General features: G+C 37.7%; 18 protein-coding genes. All 18 read right to left on the bottom strand.

The genetic code is table 11. From position 1 onward, the window contains the following. Positions 1-15: 15 nt before the first annotated feature. Positions 16-789 (bottom strand): ribonuclease HII, encoded by a 774-nt coding sequence (locus NSS97_RS19560; protein ID WP_044442890.1) that lies wholly within the window; start codon positions 787-789, stop codon positions 16-18. Between the two features lie 55 nt (positions 790-844). Then, entirely contained in the window at positions 845-1735 is an 891-nt protein-coding gene (ylqF, locus tag NSS97_RS19565; RefSeq protein WP_341113860.1) for a ribosome biogenesis GTPase YlqF, read from the bottom strand. Between the two features lie 20 nt (positions 1736-1755). Then, entirely contained in the window at positions 1756-2307 is a 552-nt protein-coding gene (lepB, locus tag NSS97_RS19570; protein ID WP_002066791.1) for a signal peptidase I, read from the bottom strand. A 100-nt stretch (positions 2308-2407) separates the two neighbouring features. Beyond that, entirely contained in the window at positions 2408-2752 is a 345-nt protein-coding gene (gene rplS, locus NSS97_RS19575) for a 50S ribosomal protein L19 (protein ID WP_002014524.1), read from the bottom strand. A 146-nt stretch (positions 2753-2898) separates the two neighbouring features. Beyond that, on the bottom strand, positions 2899-3633 hold the full coding sequence (gene trmD / locus NSS97_RS19580; RefSeq protein WP_002014522.1) for a tRNA (guanosine(37)-N1)-methyltransferase TrmD: 735 nt from the start codon (positions 3631-3633) through the stop codon (positions 2899-2901). Then, positions 3633-4148, bottom strand: a complete 516-nt coding sequence (gene rimM, locus NSS97_RS19585) for a ribosome maturation factor RimM (protein WP_002014521.1) — start codon at positions 4146-4148, stop codon at positions 3633-3635. Before rimM ends, trmD begins: the two co-directional genes overlap by 1 nt. A gap of 121 nt (positions 4149-4269) precedes the next feature. Beyond that, positions 4270-4497 (bottom strand): KH domain-containing protein, encoded by a 228-nt coding sequence (locus NSS97_RS19590; protein ID WP_002088196.1) that lies wholly within the window; start codon positions 4495-4497, stop codon positions 4270-4272. 14 nt (positions 4498-4511) lie between these two features. Beyond that, positions 4512-4784, bottom strand: coding sequence for a 30S ribosomal protein S16 (rpsP, locus tag NSS97_RS19595; protein ID WP_000268751.1), 273 nt, complete (start codon positions 4782-4784; stop codon positions 4512-4514). A 100-nt stretch (positions 4785-4884) separates the two neighbouring features. Next, positions 4885-6234 (bottom strand): signal recognition particle protein, encoded by a 1350-nt coding sequence (ffh, locus tag NSS97_RS19600; protein ID WP_002014519.1) that lies wholly within the window; start codon positions 6232-6234, stop codon positions 4885-4887. Between the two features lie 12 nt (positions 6235-6246). After that, a complete protein-coding gene (locus NSS97_RS19605; RefSeq protein ID WP_000891061.1) occupies positions 6247-6579 on the bottom strand; it encodes a putative DNA-binding protein in 333 nt (110 codons plus the stop codon). Positions 6580-6711: 132 nt separating this feature from the next. After that, complete coding sequence (ftsY, locus tag NSS97_RS19610; RefSeq protein WP_002088200.1) at positions 6712-7701, bottom strand: signal recognition particle-docking protein FtsY; 990 nt, start codon at positions 7699-7701, stop codon at positions 6712-6714. A gap of 14 nt (positions 7702-7715) precedes the next feature. Beyond that, positions 7716-11285 (bottom strand): chromosome segregation protein SMC, encoded by a 3570-nt coding sequence (gene smc / locus NSS97_RS19615; protein WP_002014517.1) that lies wholly within the window; start codon positions 11283-11285, stop codon positions 7716-7718. 148 nt (positions 11286-11433) lie between these two features. Then, positions 11434-12171 (bottom strand): ribonuclease III, encoded by a 738-nt coding sequence (gene rncS / locus NSS97_RS19620; RefSeq protein WP_002033792.1) that lies wholly within the window; start codon positions 12169-12171, stop codon positions 11434-11436. 58 nt (positions 12172-12229) lie between these two features. Next, complete coding sequence (gene acpP, locus NSS97_RS19625) at positions 12230-12463, bottom strand: acyl carrier protein (protein WP_002014515.1); 234 nt, start codon at positions 12461-12463, stop codon at positions 12230-12232. Positions 12464-12532: 69 nt separating this feature from the next. Beyond that, a complete protein-coding gene (gene fabG, locus NSS97_RS19630; RefSeq protein WP_002014514.1) occupies positions 12533-13273 on the bottom strand; it encodes a 3-oxoacyl-[acyl-carrier-protein] reductase in 741 nt (246 codons plus the stop codon). Then, on the bottom strand, positions 13273-14217 hold the full coding sequence (gene fabD, locus NSS97_RS19635) for an ACP S-malonyltransferase (protein WP_002128825.1): 945 nt from the start codon (positions 14215-14217) through the stop codon (positions 13273-13275). Before fabD ends, fabG begins: the two co-directional genes overlap by 1 nt. Positions 14218-14231: 14 nt before the next feature. Then, complete coding sequence (gene plsX, locus NSS97_RS19640) at positions 14232-15224, bottom strand: phosphate acyltransferase PlsX (protein ID WP_002128828.1); 993 nt, start codon at positions 15222-15224, stop codon at positions 14232-14234. After that, entirely contained in the window at positions 15221-15814 is a 594-nt protein-coding gene (gene fapR, locus NSS97_RS19645) for a transcription factor FapR (RefSeq protein ID WP_000747354.1), read from the bottom strand. Before fapR ends, plsX begins: the two co-directional genes overlap by 4 nt. Positions 15815-15859: the final 45 nt, after the last annotated feature.

The raw sequence follows: 15859 nt of genomic DNA on the forward strand, positions 1-15859 counted from the left end.
CTGTGAATATACAGCTTATTTTTGAATCATATCTTTAATTGGCGCGAATGATTTTCGATGTTCTTCTAATACTCCATGTACTTCAATCGCTTCTAAATGCTGTTTCGTCCCATATCCCATATGTTGTTCGAATCCATATGCAGGATACTTTCCTCCTAACTCTTTCATCATGCGATCTCTCGTCACTTTCGCAATAATAGATGCAGCTGAAATAGAGACACTTTTCGCATCACCTTTAATGATTGATGTTTGCGGAATTGATGTAGGAAGCTTCATCGCATCGATTAATAAATATTCTGGTGTACATGATAAATTAGCAACGGCATCTAACATCGCTTGCTTCGTCGCTTGATAAATATTTATTTCATCAATAACTTGTGGTGATATAATTCCAACTCCAATCGCAATTGCATGATCTTTAATTTCATCATAAAAACGCTCACGTTTCGCTTCACTTAATTTTTTCGAGTCATTTAATCCTGGAATATAAAAATCTTCCGGAAGGACGACTGCCGCCGTCACAACCGGTCCCGCTAACGGCCCACGACCCACTTCATCAATACCAGCAATGCATGTGAGCCCTTTTTCACGTAACTCATTTTCGTACTTTGACATTTCTAGAAATTTTTCTCTTTCTTTTTGCGCTAACTCTTTTTGTTTATACCACTTCAAAATTAGTTTTTGAACACCTTTTCGCTCATCTTTCACTAACATTTGAAAACGCTCGTCTTCTTCATTCATAATTTCTTGCAGCAAACATTCCGCTTCATGAATAGTCATTTTTTGCATCTATTTACACTCCTTTTAAACGTAACCAAAAAGAAAAGACGTACAAACGCACGTCTTATACTTCTTCTACTTTTTCCGCATCTTCTACCTGCTCTGCAAACTCTTCTGGTGTTTCAAATGTCATTTTTCCAAATCTTCCACCACGAAGCTCACGAAGTATAAGCTCAGATGTTTTATCATAATCAATCATTCCGCCGCCCATTAAGCAACCTCTATTTTTTCCAATTGCATCAAATAACTCCACAATTTCTTCTGGAATGTCATTTAAATTATATCGCTCTTTTAAACGTTCTGGATAATGTTTTTCCATAAAACGTAACGCATAAATAGCTACATCCTGTAGATTTAATATAGAATCTTTAATTGCACCAGTCGTCGCTAAACGAAGACCAACTAATTCATCTTCAAATTTAGGCCACAAAATACCTGGTGTATCTAATAATTCCATTTCTTTCCCAACTTTAATCCACTGCTGGGCCGTTGTCACACCAGGACGATCTCCTGTTTTTGCTATATTCTTCTTCGCTAATTTATTAATTAGTGTAGATTTACCAACGTTTGGAATACCTACAATTAAAGCACGAATTGCTCTTGGTCTAATGCCTTTAGCAACCATTTTATCGAATTTTTCTTTGACAAGAACTTTACAAGCTGCTGCAATTTCTTTCATACCTTGTCCAGCTTGCGCATTAATTGAAATTGCCTTTTGACTTCTTTCATCAAAATATGCAATCCACTGCTTTGTAAGACGATCATCCGCCATATCCGCTTTATTTAAAACAACAAGCCTTGGTTTATGTGTAATAATTTCATCAATCATTGGATTACGAGAAGATAAAGGTAATCGAGCATCTACAAGCTCAATTACAACATCAATTAACTTTAATTTTTCTGTTACTTGGCGTCTAGCCTTTGCCATATGTCCTGGGAACCATTGAATTACCATGTTGCCACCTTCTTTTTCTTTTATTTCACAATACGTGCATCTTTTAACGGCCAATATAGCATATTTGCTTTACCAATCACTTGGTCCATTGAAATTGTACCAATCGAACGGCTATCTTTACTAAAACGACGATTATCGCCTAAAACAAATAATTGACCTTCTGGAACAGTTTTCTTTCCTGTCATTTCTTCAAGAGTAAAATCATATGTAAGCGGTCCGTCAGCAAGTTGTTTTTTCTGCTTATCTAAATACGGCTCCTCATAAGGTTTCCCGTTAACATATAGTTTATCATTACGGTATTCGATTTCGTCGCCTGGCAGGCCAATAATACGCTTAATATAATCTTTTTCTTCCGTCGCTCGGAATACAATAATATCAAAGCGTTTCGGATCACCTATGTGATAGCCAATTTTATTAACAATCATTCGATCACGGTCATGTAAAGTCGGCGACATCGATACACCATCTACGAGAATTGGGGCAAAGAAAAACTGTCTAATTACGCCCGCTAATACAACAGCAATCAAAATTGCTTTGATCCATTCCCAAAGTGAGCTCTTCTCTTTCTTCATGCTTTCCCCTCCACTGTTATGTAAGCTGCTCGTATTATACCAAAATTTCATATAGATTGGAAAAAGGGAGCTTGTGTATTTACAAGCTCCCATACATGTCTTATCGAATTTCTTTAATACGTGCTTTTTTACCGCGAAGGTTACGTAAGTAGTATAACTTAGCACGACGTACTTTACCACGGCGAAGTACTTCGATGTTCGCGATTCTTGGCGTGTGAACTGGGAATGTACGCTCAACACCTACACCGTAAGAAATCTTACGAACTGTGAATGTTTCACTGATTCCGCCACCACGACGTTTAATTACAACACCTTCGAAAAGCTGAATTCTTTCACGAGTTCCCTCAACTACTTTTACGTGTACACGTAAAGTGTCTCCAGGACGGAATGAAGGAAGGTCAGTTTTCAATTGGCCTTTTGTGATTTCTGTGATTAATTGTTGCATATTAAATTCTCTCCTTTAAACAGATGCTCTTATAAAGTCTTATTAAATTACAGCGGAACATCGTTAATACGGCTACTGATTTCAGTAGCACAAATGTTATAATAGCATATTGCTAGGACTGTTGCAATAGAAAATATATCAAGCCCTTATCGGTCTTCTTTAATCTGTTCCAGCCATTTCTCTTCTTGCTTAGATAATTCTCGTTCTTCCAGTAAATCCGGTCTACGTGTGTACGTACGACGTAGTGACTCTTTATGGCGCCATTCATCAATGTTTTTATGATTTCCTGACATTAGTACATCCGGTACCTTCATACCACGAAAATCAGCAGGACGTGTATAATGTGGGTGTTCTAACAAACCTGTGCTAAAAGAGTCTTCCACTTGTGACGTTTGATTCCCAAGCACTCCTGGCAAAAGACGTACAACACTGTCAGTGACTACCATAGAAGCCAATTCTCCACCCGTTAATACGTAATCCCCAATAGAAATCTCATCTGTTACAAGATGCTCACGAATTCGTTCATCGTATCCTTCATAATGGCCACATACAAAAATAACATGCTCTTCTCCAGCAAGCTCTTCTGCCTTCTTCTGCGTGAAACGCTCTCCTTGTGGACACATTAAGACGATTCTCGGCTTACGGTCTGTTTCCTTCGTTAACTCTTCTACTGCGTCAAAGATAGGCTGCGGGGTTAATACCATACCAGCGCCCCCACCATACGGATAATCATCTACACTATTATGCTTACTAGTTGTATACTCACGAAAATTGACAACACGAAGCTCTACCGCTTCTTTTTCTTGTGCTTTCTTTAAAATTGAAGAACCAAATACACCCGTAAACATATCTGGAAACAATGTTAAAATGTCAATTTTCATTATAGTAGCCCTTCCATTACATGAATGGTTACTAATTTATTTTCAATGTTAACTTGAAGTACAACGTCATCAATATAAGGAATTAACAAATCTTGACCCTTTGGACGTTTAATCACCCAAACGTCATTCGCACCAGGAGATAGAATCTCTTTGATTGTCCCTAACGCTTCTCCTTCTTCCGTTACAACGTTGCAACCAATAATTTCATGGTAGTAGTATTCACCTTCAGCTAGTTCGCCTAACTGCTCTTCTGGTACTTTTATTAAAGAACCTTTTAACTTCTCTACTTCATCTACATTGTTGTATCCTTCAAGTGTTAATAAATCAAATGTCTTATGTTGACGATGAGAAGTTACCTTCACTGTAAGATAGTCTGTACCTTTCTCATCCCATATGTATAACGTGTTCCCTACTTTATATCGCTCTTCTGGAAAATCAGTACGAGAAATAACACGAATTTCTCCTTTTACGCCATGAGTATTTACAATTTTCCCTACATTAAACCATTTTGTCATAAATAGTATGTCACCCCTGGTTTCTATATAAATTAAGCATTTCCATTTTATATATGGAACATGCAATTTCTCTTTAAATGTTAAAAAAGGGAGAGGAAATAACTCCTCGCCCTTTTTACGTTTATTGAATTTCCAGTGTGACGTTCTCATCATTATGATGTCCCACTGAATACAAGAGCATTCGAATCGCTTTCGCAACTTTCCCTTGCTTTCCAATGACTTTTCCAACATCCTCAGGATGTACAGTTAATCGATACTTTATTTCTCCGTTGCAAAGTTCCTGTGTAACTTTTACATCTCCAGGATGATCCACAAGAGGTTTAACAATTGTCTCGACTAACATTTTCATTGTCATTGCCTCAATTACTTACCTTGTTTAGATAAGTGGAATTTCTCCATGATACCTTGGGTAGAGAAAAGGTTACGAACTGTATCAGATGGTTTAGCACCATTTCCTAACCATTTTAATGCTGCTTCTTCGTTGATCTTAACTTCCGCTGGTTGAGCAACCGGATTGTAAGTACCGATTTCCTCAATGAAACGTCCGTCACGAGGAGAACGAGAATCTGCAACAACTACACGATAGAAAGGAGTTTTTTTAGCTCCCATACGTTTTAAACGAATTTTAACTGCCATTTATAAAGCACCTCCGAATTTATTTCACACAGATAATTATATTAGCAAAAAGACTATTGCTTTGTAAAGTATTTTTTCTTAACAGAGCCATCTTTTTTCCTTACATGAATGGAAACTTCAATCCACCTAGTCCTTTTTTCTTACCTTTTTGCATTCCCGTCATCGTCTTCATCATTTTTTTCATATCATCAAATTGCTTGATTAGACGATTGATTTCTTGTACCGTTGTACCGCTACCTTTGGCAATGCGCTTTTTACGACTAGCATTGATTATTTCCGGTTGTTCTCGTTCTACTTTAGTCATAGAACGAATAATTGCCTCAATATGCCCAATTTGTTTTTCATCAACTTGTGCATTTTTCAGCCCTTTAATTTTATTTGCACCAGGAAGCATTCCTAACAATTCGTCAAGCGGTCCAAGTTGACGCACTTGTCCAAGTTGTTCTAGGAAATCGTCAAGCGTAAACGAAAGCGTACGCATTTTTTGCTCAAGTTCTTTTGCTTTCTCTTCATCAACTGTAGCTTGCGCTTTTTCAATTAATGTTAAGACGTCGCCCATCCCTAAAATACGGGATGCCATACGTTCTGGATGGAACGCTTCAATTGCATCTAGTTTTTCACCCATACCAGCAAATTTAATTGGTGTATTTGTTACAGCCTTAATAGATAATGCCGCACCACCGCGCGTATCACCATCTAATTTCGTTAATACAACACCTGTTAATCCTAACTGTTCATGGAAACTTTGTGCTACATTTACCGCGTCTTGTCCTGTCATCGCATCGACAACAAGGAAAATTTCATCCGGTTTCGCAACTTCTTTGACTTTCGCTAATTCACCCATTAGTTCTTCATCAATATGCAGGCGACCCGCTGTATCGATTAAAACGTAATCGTGATGATCTTCTTTTGCTTTCGCAATCGCTTGTTTCGCAATTTCAACCGGACTTACTTGATCTCCTAAGGAGAAAACAGGCATGTCCAATTGCTTCCCTAATGTTTCAAGCTGTTTAATCGCTGCTGGACGGTAAATATCCGCTGCAACAAGCATCGGTTTACGATTATGCTTTTTACGAAGCAAATTTGCAAGCTTACCTGTCGTCGTTGTTTTACCCGCACCTTGCAGACCAACCATCATTATAACAGTAGGTGGCTTATTAGCAACAGCAATTTTGCTTTGCTCTCCGCCCATAAGTTCTGTAAGTTCTTCCTGTACGATTTTAATTACTTGTTGTCCAGGTGTCAAACTTTTCATTACATCTTGTCCGACAGCACGCTCAGACACACGCTTTATAAAATCTTTTACTACTTTAAAGTTAACATCCGCTTCTAAAAGAGCTAGACGAACTTCTCTCATCATTTCTTTTACATCGGCTTCAGAAACTTTTCCTTTGCCGCGGATTTTTTGCATTGTCTGTTGAAGTCGGTCGGCTAATCCTTCAAATGCCATATTGCCGCCCTCCTAATCTAATTTTTCGATAGCTTCAACAACTTGTTTCATTTCTTCATTTACATGCTCTTCTTCGCTGATTAGCTGTTTTAGCTTTGCAACAAGTCGCTGTCGCTCTTGAAACTTTTGAAGTAATACTAATTTATCTTCATATTCTTCAAGCATCGCTTCAGTCCGTTTAATGTTATCATACACGGCTTGGCGACTTACATCAAATTCTTCCGCAATTTCACCAAGAGATAAATCATCTAGATAATAAAGCGACATATAACTTCTTTGTTTTTGCGTTAACAACGATTGATAAAAATCAAATAAATAGTTCATTCTCGTTGTTTTCTCGAGCATGTTGGATCATCCTTTGTTAAGTGATTTCCCTTTACATGACTTAGTTTACATGGAGTATAAAAGAGTGTCAAGTTTTTTTCTTAACATCACATATTTTTATAAAAAAAGAAGCAGAAATACCGCTTCTTTCACTTACACTTCTTCTGTTTCTACTACGTTCGCAAACAAACCATAAACATATTGTTCTGGATCAAACTGTTGCAGATCATCCATTTGCTCTCCTAGCCCAACAAATTTCACCGGAACATCCATTTCGTTACGAATCGCTAAGACGATACCACCTTTAGCAGTTCCATCTAACTTCGTTAAAACAATACCAGTAACATTCGTTGCTTCACGGAATGTTTTCGCTTGGCTTAAACCATTTTGCCCTGTTGTTGCATCAATAACAAGTAATACTTCATGAGGAGCCCCTGGTACTTCACGCTCAATTACACGCTTCACTTTCTCTAACTCATTCATTAAGTTTACTTTATTTTGTAAGCGTCCCGCTGTATCACATAGCAATACATCCACTTTACGGGCCTTTGCCGCTTGTACAGCATCATACATAACAGCCGCTGGATCAGATCCTGACCCTTGTTTAATTACTTCTACACCAACACGATCGCCCCATACTTCTAATTGCTCAATCGCCCCAGCACGGAATGTATCTCCTGCCGCCAATAGGACAGACTTACCTTCTGATTTAAATTTATGTGCAAGCTTACCAATCGTCGTCGTTTTCCCCACACCATTCACACCAACAAATAAAACTACTGTTAATTGATCCTCTTGTATATTAACTTCATTACTAAAATCGCTGTCACCTTTGTAAATTCCCACTAGCTTTTCAGAAATAACAGCCTGTACTTCTTTCGGATCTTGAATGTTACGACGTTGCACTTCTTCTTTCAACTGATCAATTAATTCCATCACTGTCGAAACTCCGACATCCGCACTAATTAAAATTTCTTCTAATTCTTCAAAGAAATCTTCGTCTATTTTGCGGTAACGGTACACTAAGTCATTTACTTTATCAGCAAATGAATTTCTCGTTTTTTCTAATCCTTGTTTAAACTTCTCTGTTACCGTATCCGTTTGTTTTGAAATTTTTTCTTTTAATTTTTTTAAAAAGCTCATACTTCCCATCCTTCCTATCTACTTGCAACAAGTTCTTCGCCATCATCTAAACGAACAGAAACAAGCTTCGACACCCCTGATTCTTGCATTGTTACACCGTACAATACATCAGACTCTTCCATTGTACCTTTTCGGTGTGTAATTACAATAAACTGCGTTTCATCACTAAATTTCTTTAAATACTGCGCAAAACGAGCAACGTTTGCCTCATCAAGAGCTGCTTCCACTTCATCTAGAACACAGAATGGAACTGGGCGTACTTTTAAAATACCAAATAAGAGCGCAATTGCCGTTAAAGCACGCTCTCCCCCTGAAAGTAAACCTAAATTTTGTAGTTTCTTCCCTGGTGGTTGCGCTACAATATCAATACCCGTATTTAGTAAATCTTCTGGGTTTGTCATTACTAAATCCGCTCTTCCACCTCCGAATAATTCAGAGAATACAGATTGAAACTCTGTTCGAATCCCTTCGAATGTAGTAGAAAAGCGTTTTTTCATCTCTTCATCCATTTCCGTAATAAGTTGATGCAATGTCGATTTCGCTTCTTCTAGGTCATCTCTTTGCTCTAATAAGAATGTATGGCGCTCTGCTACACGTTCATACTCATCAATTGCCCCTAAATTTACTGCGCCTAACTCTTCAATGGATAGTTTAATTAGTTTCACCTTTTTACGTGCATCTTCTGCAGGCATCATCATTGTATACTTAAGTTTTGCTGCTTCAAATGAAATAGTATATGTTTCACGTAAATGTTGCAATCTATTTTCCAGCTCTACATCAAGTCGGTTAATTTTCACTTCTTGATCTTTCAGCATCTCAAGAATATATTTATGTTTACCTATTGTTTCTTTCACACCGCGCTCTAAATGCTCGACTCTTTCTTGCAATGATACGCGTTGTTCACGACGAGAACGAATTAACTCCGAAGTTTGATTACGATCATACGCTTTCTTCTCAATCATATTCGTAATTTGTTCTTCGCCACTTGAATTAGATGTCATCTCTTGCTTTAAGAACGCTAAATCTTCTTTCGTTTTTACAAGCGTCGCATCAGTCTCTTCTTTTTCCTTCGTCAATCGTTCGACTTTTTCTTTTTGATTAGACAAACGTTGTTGTTGTTCAGCAGCTTGTACTTTTAGCTCCGTCATTTCCTTCTGAACTTTTTCTTTTGAAGAATATTGTTCACTTTTTTGTTTCGTTAAAACGACGATTTTGCTATCTAATTCCCCAATCTCAGCTTGAAGAGTCGCTAAAATCTTTTCTAACTCTTCTTTGCGCCCTTGCATTTTTACTTGATCTTGTAAAAATCCTTCAATCTCTAAATCGTAAATCGATAAACGATCATTAATACGATGTTCATCTAATTCTAAACGATTAATTTCTTCTCTTAGCTTCTGTTCATCTACACGTTCGGTCTCTACACCTTGGCGTAGCTCTCGTATTTGTACTTCTTTTTCTTGAATCTCTTGCTTTACTGCTTTAACAAAGTTTTCTAGCTTCGTTGTTTTTTCTTCCATGTCAGTTAGTTTTTTAGTCCACTCTTCAAGTTCACGTTGACGTCCCAATAAAGAGGATTTCGCCTGTTTTACAGCTCCACCCGTCATAGAACCACCCGGGTTCACTACGTCACCTTCGAGTGTTACAATACGATAGCGGTATTGCAGTTGTTTCGCTAACTCATTTGCTCCGCGTAAATCTTTCGCAACAACAACTGTACCTAATAAACTTGAAACTACATTCTCATATTTATTATTGTACTGCACAAGTTCTGCCGCTACACCGACAAACGATGGATGCTGATTCACAATGCGTAATTGATCAAATGATAGCGATCGGCTTTTAATAACAGCTTGAGGTAAAAACGTTGCACGGCCATGTTTATTTTGCTTTAAAAATGCAATTGCATTACGAGCATGCTCTTCTGTTTGTACTACGATATGTTGCATCGCTGCCCCAAGGGCGATTTCCATTGCGATTTCATATTCTTTCGGCACAGTCAGAAGTTCTGCAACAGCTCCCTCAATACCTTGTAGTCTATTTTCTCTAGCCTTTAATACTTCACGTACCCCTTGATAGAAGCCAGAGTAGTCCTCTTGCATCTCTTCTAACATTTCTTTCCGAGAGCGCGCCTGTTGCACAAATTGATACGCTTGATACAGTTTCGTTTCATTTTCACTATACTGTGACTTACATTTCCCAAGTGCCGTTTCTGTCTTCTGTATGTTAGAAATAATGCCAGCTATTTTCTCTCTCGCTTGCTCATAACTGTCTACAAGTTTCGCCTTTTTCGCTGTAATTTCCACACGCATCTGTACATACTTTTCATTTTCTTCATCAAGTCGTTCGTTTTTAGAGTTTTGCTGTTTTGATTGTTCTTCAATCATAGATAATTCATTACGAAGACTTGCTTGTTGATTCAAAAGTTCAATATAGTCACCTTTTAAATTCTCAATTTGTTCCTCTAAATTCTCAGCAAAAGTCGCAAGTAATTGCTCGTTATCATGCAATTTCTTCTCCAATTCTTTTACTTGATTCACAAATTGCATTAAAGCTTCTGTACTTGTTTCAATTTCGCCATCATAACTTGTAGTTTTCTCTGTTAACTCAACAATTAGCTTTTCAAGCTGCGCACAATGTGTCGTTGCATTTTGCTTTCTTTCCTTTAACAGCTCGCGTTGCCCTTCTAGTTTTTCTAGTTCTTTACTAGACAGAAGTAGAACTTCTTGTAAGGAATTTACAGATTCATCAACGGCTTGTAATTGCCCGCGTAATTCCTCAAGCTCTTCTTCACTTTTTTGTAAGTTCGCCGACATTTTAGCTTCTTCATCTTTATTATGCCCAAATTGATTTCGAAGCGCTTCCCACTTTTCATGTAATTCTTCAATTTCATGTACAATAAGCGCAGCTTCTACTTTCTCTAATTCTTCTTTTTTCTCAAGATAATCTTTCGCAATAGAAGCTTGTCTTTCTAGTGGTTCTACTTGACTACTTAATTCGTGAATAATATCTTGTACACGATTTAAGTTTTCTTGTGTTTCCGCCAATTTCCCTTCAGCTTTCTTTTTACGAAGTTTATATTTCAGCACACCCGCAGCTTCTTCAAATACACCACGACGTTCTTCTGATTTACTACTCAAAATCTCTTCGACTTTCCCCTGGCTAATAATCGAAAAAGCTTCCCTTCCCATACCAGAGTCCATAAATAAATCAATAATATCTTTTAATCTACAAGATTGTTTATTAATATAAAAATCACTATCACCCGAACGAGATACACGACGCGTTACACACACCTCGTTATACTCAATCGGTAAGCGTTGGTCTTCATTATTTAAAGTTAATGTAACTTCAGCAACATTAACCGCTCTTCTCGTATCACTGCCGGCAAAAATAATATCCTCCATCTTTGCACCGCGTAATGACTTTGCAGATTGTTCACCAAGTACCCAGCGAATTGCATCAGTAATATTACTTTTCCCGCTCCCGTTAGGTCCTACTACAGAAGTTACACCTGGAACAAAATCGACAGATACACGCTCAGCAAAAGACTTAAATCCTGCTATTTCTAATCTTTTTAAAAACACGAAAGGCCTTCCTCCTATTCTCCGTTGTTGTAAACGTTGTCTATACGAAAACAAACTACTATACGGATTTCCCACTCCTTTTATTTATAAATAAAAGGAAAGTTTCATTCTATGCATAAGGAATCCCCCTCATTCAAAGGGGGATTCCTCATGATTGTTCTTTTAATTTTTTCAATGCTTCTGCAGCAGCTTGTTGCTCTGCCTCTTTTTTTGACTTACCACTTCCAAGACCTAATGCCTCATTATTTAAAGTTACACGGGACACAAATTCTCGGTTGTGGGCCGGTCCTTTTTCTTGCAAAATTTGATACTCAACATTGCCACTACCATCACGCTGAATCAATTCTTGCAATTGACTCTTATAATCCATCACATGAGAAAAAGCACCTTCATTAATTTTTGGATATACAACTTCTTTTAAGTATCCCCAAACTGTTTCTAGCCCTTGATCAAGATAAAGGGCACCAATAAACGCTTCAAAGACATCCGCTAATAAAGCTGGTCGTTCACGTCCACCCGTCATTTCCTCACCTTTCCCTAATAAAACAAGGCTACCAAATGACATTTCGTTTGCAAAACGAACAAGAGATGGCTCACATACAATAGCTGCACGTAGTTTTGTTAACTCTCCTTCGCTCATTGTCGGATATTTTTGAAACAGATACTGTGATACAGTGAGTTCCAATACAGCATCGCCAAGAAACTCAAGACGCTCATTGTCCTCATGCGGTTTTTTTCGATGCTCATTCACATACGATGAATGCGTAAACGCTTGAATCAATAATTTTTCATCTGTAAACGTAATACCTATCTCTTCTTGAAATACTTTAAAAGCTTCACGATATTTTGCTTCGTATTTTTTTTCTCTATGTTTTCGGTACGGCATAGGTCCCTCCAGATATAAGCCGAGAAGCCCCGTTAAAAAACGGGACTTCACTTAAGCATTATAGATGACTCTCTATGTAAGTCACAGCATCGCCAACAGTAGCAATCTTTTCAGCATCTTCATCAGAAATTTCCATTTCGAATTCATCTTCTAATTGCATTACAAGTTCTACTACATCTAGGGAGTCTGCGCCTAAATCTTCTTTGAAGCTTGCAGCTGGTACTACTTCAGTTTCTTCTACTCCTAAACGATCAACGACAATTTTGGTTACACGCTCTAAAACATCTGCCATTCTATTCACCTCCCCTCAAATATTATATAAAATATTGTCCAAAAAAACTAGGTGAAATCGATTCTTTTATTACATTACCATACCGCCATCAACATTTAACGTTTGACCTGTAACATATTTACTTTGATCAGAAGCAAAAAACGTTACAGTATTTGCGATATCTTGTGCTTCTCCAAACTGAGCTGCAGGAATTAATTTTAACATTTCGGCTTTTATATTTTCATCTAATACATCCGTCATATCAGTCGCAATAAACCCTGGAGCAATTGCATTTACAGTAATATTTCGGCTCGCTAATTCTTTTGCTGATGTTTTTGTTAATCCAATTACACCAGCTTTAGCAGCAACATAATTTGCTTGTCCTGGGTTTCCTGTTACACCAACAACAGAAGCGATATTAATAATACGTCCATGACGTTGACGCATCATATAGCGCGATACTGCTTTCGTACATAAGAAAACACCTTTTAAGTTTGTATTAATAACTGTATCCCATTCTTCTTCTTTCATACGCATTAATAAATTATCTTTTGTTACACCAGCGTTATTTACAAGAATATCAACTTGTCCAAACGTATCTACAGTTTGTTTCACCATTGCAGTAACATCATCAGCATTTGCAACATCTGCTCTTACTGCAATGGCATCTGAACCTAATTTCTTTATTTCATCAACTACTTCATTCGCCTTTTGCTCATTACCAGCATAATTTACTACAACATTTGCCCCTTGTTTCGCTAAATCAATAGCAATCGCACGACCAATCCCACGTGAAGCACCAGTTACTAATGCTACTTTCCCTTTTAACATCAGCTTTCTCCTCTCAAATTTGAAATGGTATCTTTTAATGTCTCTTCATCATATACCGCATATGCTTTCACTGAAGAATCAATCGACTTCATAAGACCAGCAAGTACTTTTCCAGGTCCGATTTCAATAAATGTATCTACCCCTTGATTCACCATATACTCAATAGATGGGTACCATAATACAGGCGAATAGAGCTGTTCAATTAGCTTTGCTTGAATATCTGTACCACGCGTAATAACATCTGCCGTAACATTTGCAATAACAGGAATATTCGTGTCTTGAATTGTAATTTCATTTAAAACACTTTGGAATTTCTCAGCAGCTGGTTTCATAAGCGAGGAATGAAACGGTCCACTTACTTTGAGCGGAATTGCTCTTTTAGCACCATTTTCTTTCGCTCTTTGAGAAGCAAGTTCTACTCCTTGCTTTGTTCCAGAAATAACAATTTGCTTCGTACTATTCATATTAGCAATTTGTACTGCATATCCTTCACTTGTTACTTCTTCTGTAACTCGTTTCAGCATATCCGGATCCGCACCTAAAATAGCTGCCATTGCACCTTCCCCGCCTGGAACAGCTTCTTCCATATATTCCCCGCGTTTCCTTACAGCATATACAGCGTCTTCGAATGTTAATGCACCAGCAGCTACAAGAGCGCTATATTCACCTAAACTATGTCCTGCGACAAAATCAGGTGTAATATCATACTCCTTCAAAGCTGTTAAAATTGCAAAGCTCGTTGTTAATAGTGCCGGCTGCGCATTTGTCGTTAATGTTAACTTTTCTTGCGGTCCTTCAAAAATCACTTCTGAAAGAGAATCATGCAAAACCTCATCCGCTTTTGCAAACACTTTCGCAACCTCTTTATTATTCTCCGCTAACTGTCTACCCATTCCAACTGCCTGTGAACCTTGGCCCGGAAAAAGAAATGCTATTTTTCCCATTTCAAATCCTCCTCTTATTGAAGCGGCTCCTTCTCCATTACACTTGAAATTGTAGGAATTACTTCTTTCGCTACCATTTCTCTCGTTTGACGAATCGCACTAAATATCGATTGGTCATTAGAAGAACCGTGAGCCTTAATGACAGGAGCTTTCAATCCAAACAACGCCGCTCCCCCATACTCCGAATAATCCATTTTATCTTTCAATACCATAAGTTTTGGTTTTAATACCGCTGCTGCTAATTTGCTCGTAAACGAACTCATTAATTGTTCTTTTAACATAGAGAATAACGCAAGTGCTGTTCCTTCTAATGATTTTAGCGCTACATTACCCGTAAAACCATCACATACAACAACATCTGCTACACCTTGCAATAAATCTCTTGATTCAACGTTTCCAACGAAATTAATTGGTGCATCCTTGAGCATAGCAAAGACTTGTTTTGAAAGCTCGTTTCCTTTACCATCCTCTGTTCCAACGTTTAAAAGTCCAACGCGTGGATTTTTAATTCCTCTTACCTTCTCTGCGTAAACAGAGCCCATTACTGCATATTGATATAAATGAATTGGTTTTGCATCAACGTTGGCTCCAACATCTAACATAACAAAACCTTCTCCATCAACAGTTGGCATTGTAGGTGATAAAGCTGGTCGTTCAATTCCTTCCATACGACCAACAACAAACAATCCAGCTGCCATCAAAGCTCCTGTACTACCTGCTGATATACAAGCATCCGCTACGCCGTCTTTTACTTGCTGCGCCGCTAGTACCATTGAAGCTTGTTTTTTTCGACGAACCGCTCTTACTGGTTCGTCTGTCGATTCAATTTTTTCGTCCGTATGAAGTATAGTAATTCGCTCTTCACTCGTTAAATATTGACGAATTCCCTCTTCTTTCCCTACTAACGTAATATGTAAATCTGAGTATTCCTTAATAGCTTTCATTGCTCCTAATACTACAGCCTTTGGTGCATGATCGCCGCCCATTGCATCTATTGCGATTTTCATAAGTTGTTACCTTCCTCACTATAATTACTAGATCGATACATTTCAAAAGTGCCTGTAAAGACAAGTTCTTCTCCAACAAAACTACGCACTTTGACAACCGTCCGTCCTTTATCATTCTCTACATCTTCAACACGTACTTTTGCAACAACACGCTCTCCTAATTTTACAGGACGAATATATCGAATGGTGGACTTTGCAGTTAAAGCTAATTCTTCATCAATAACCGCAACAGCTAGTGAGTTTGCTTGTGCAAACAAATGATGCCCACGAGCAATTTGATTTCTTTTAAATACATGTTCTACCTTTACTTCAAAGATAGAAATCGCATGTCTATCTAATTCTATATCAATAATTTCTCCGACAACCTCTTCTAACGGTAAAGATTTCACATCTTCTTCATGTTGTTTTGTAGCCACATGCTTAATTCGTTCTCTTAATTCAGGAATAGATAATTCCATACGATCAAGACGAACAGTTTGTATGCTCACTTGAAATTTTTCCGCTAAATCTTCATCCGTTATAAAAGGATTCGTTTCTATTGTTTGTTGTAATAATTCTTGTCTTTCTTTTTTACTTCTTCTTTTTTTCATACCGCACCATCCATTTTTATGACTAGGTACTAAAAGTAGTATATA

This window comes from Bacillus sp. FSL R12-0074 (assembly GCF_038005725.1).
Lineage (GTDB): Bacteria > Bacillota > Bacilli > Bacillales > Bacillaceae_G > Bacillus_A > Bacillus_A mycoides.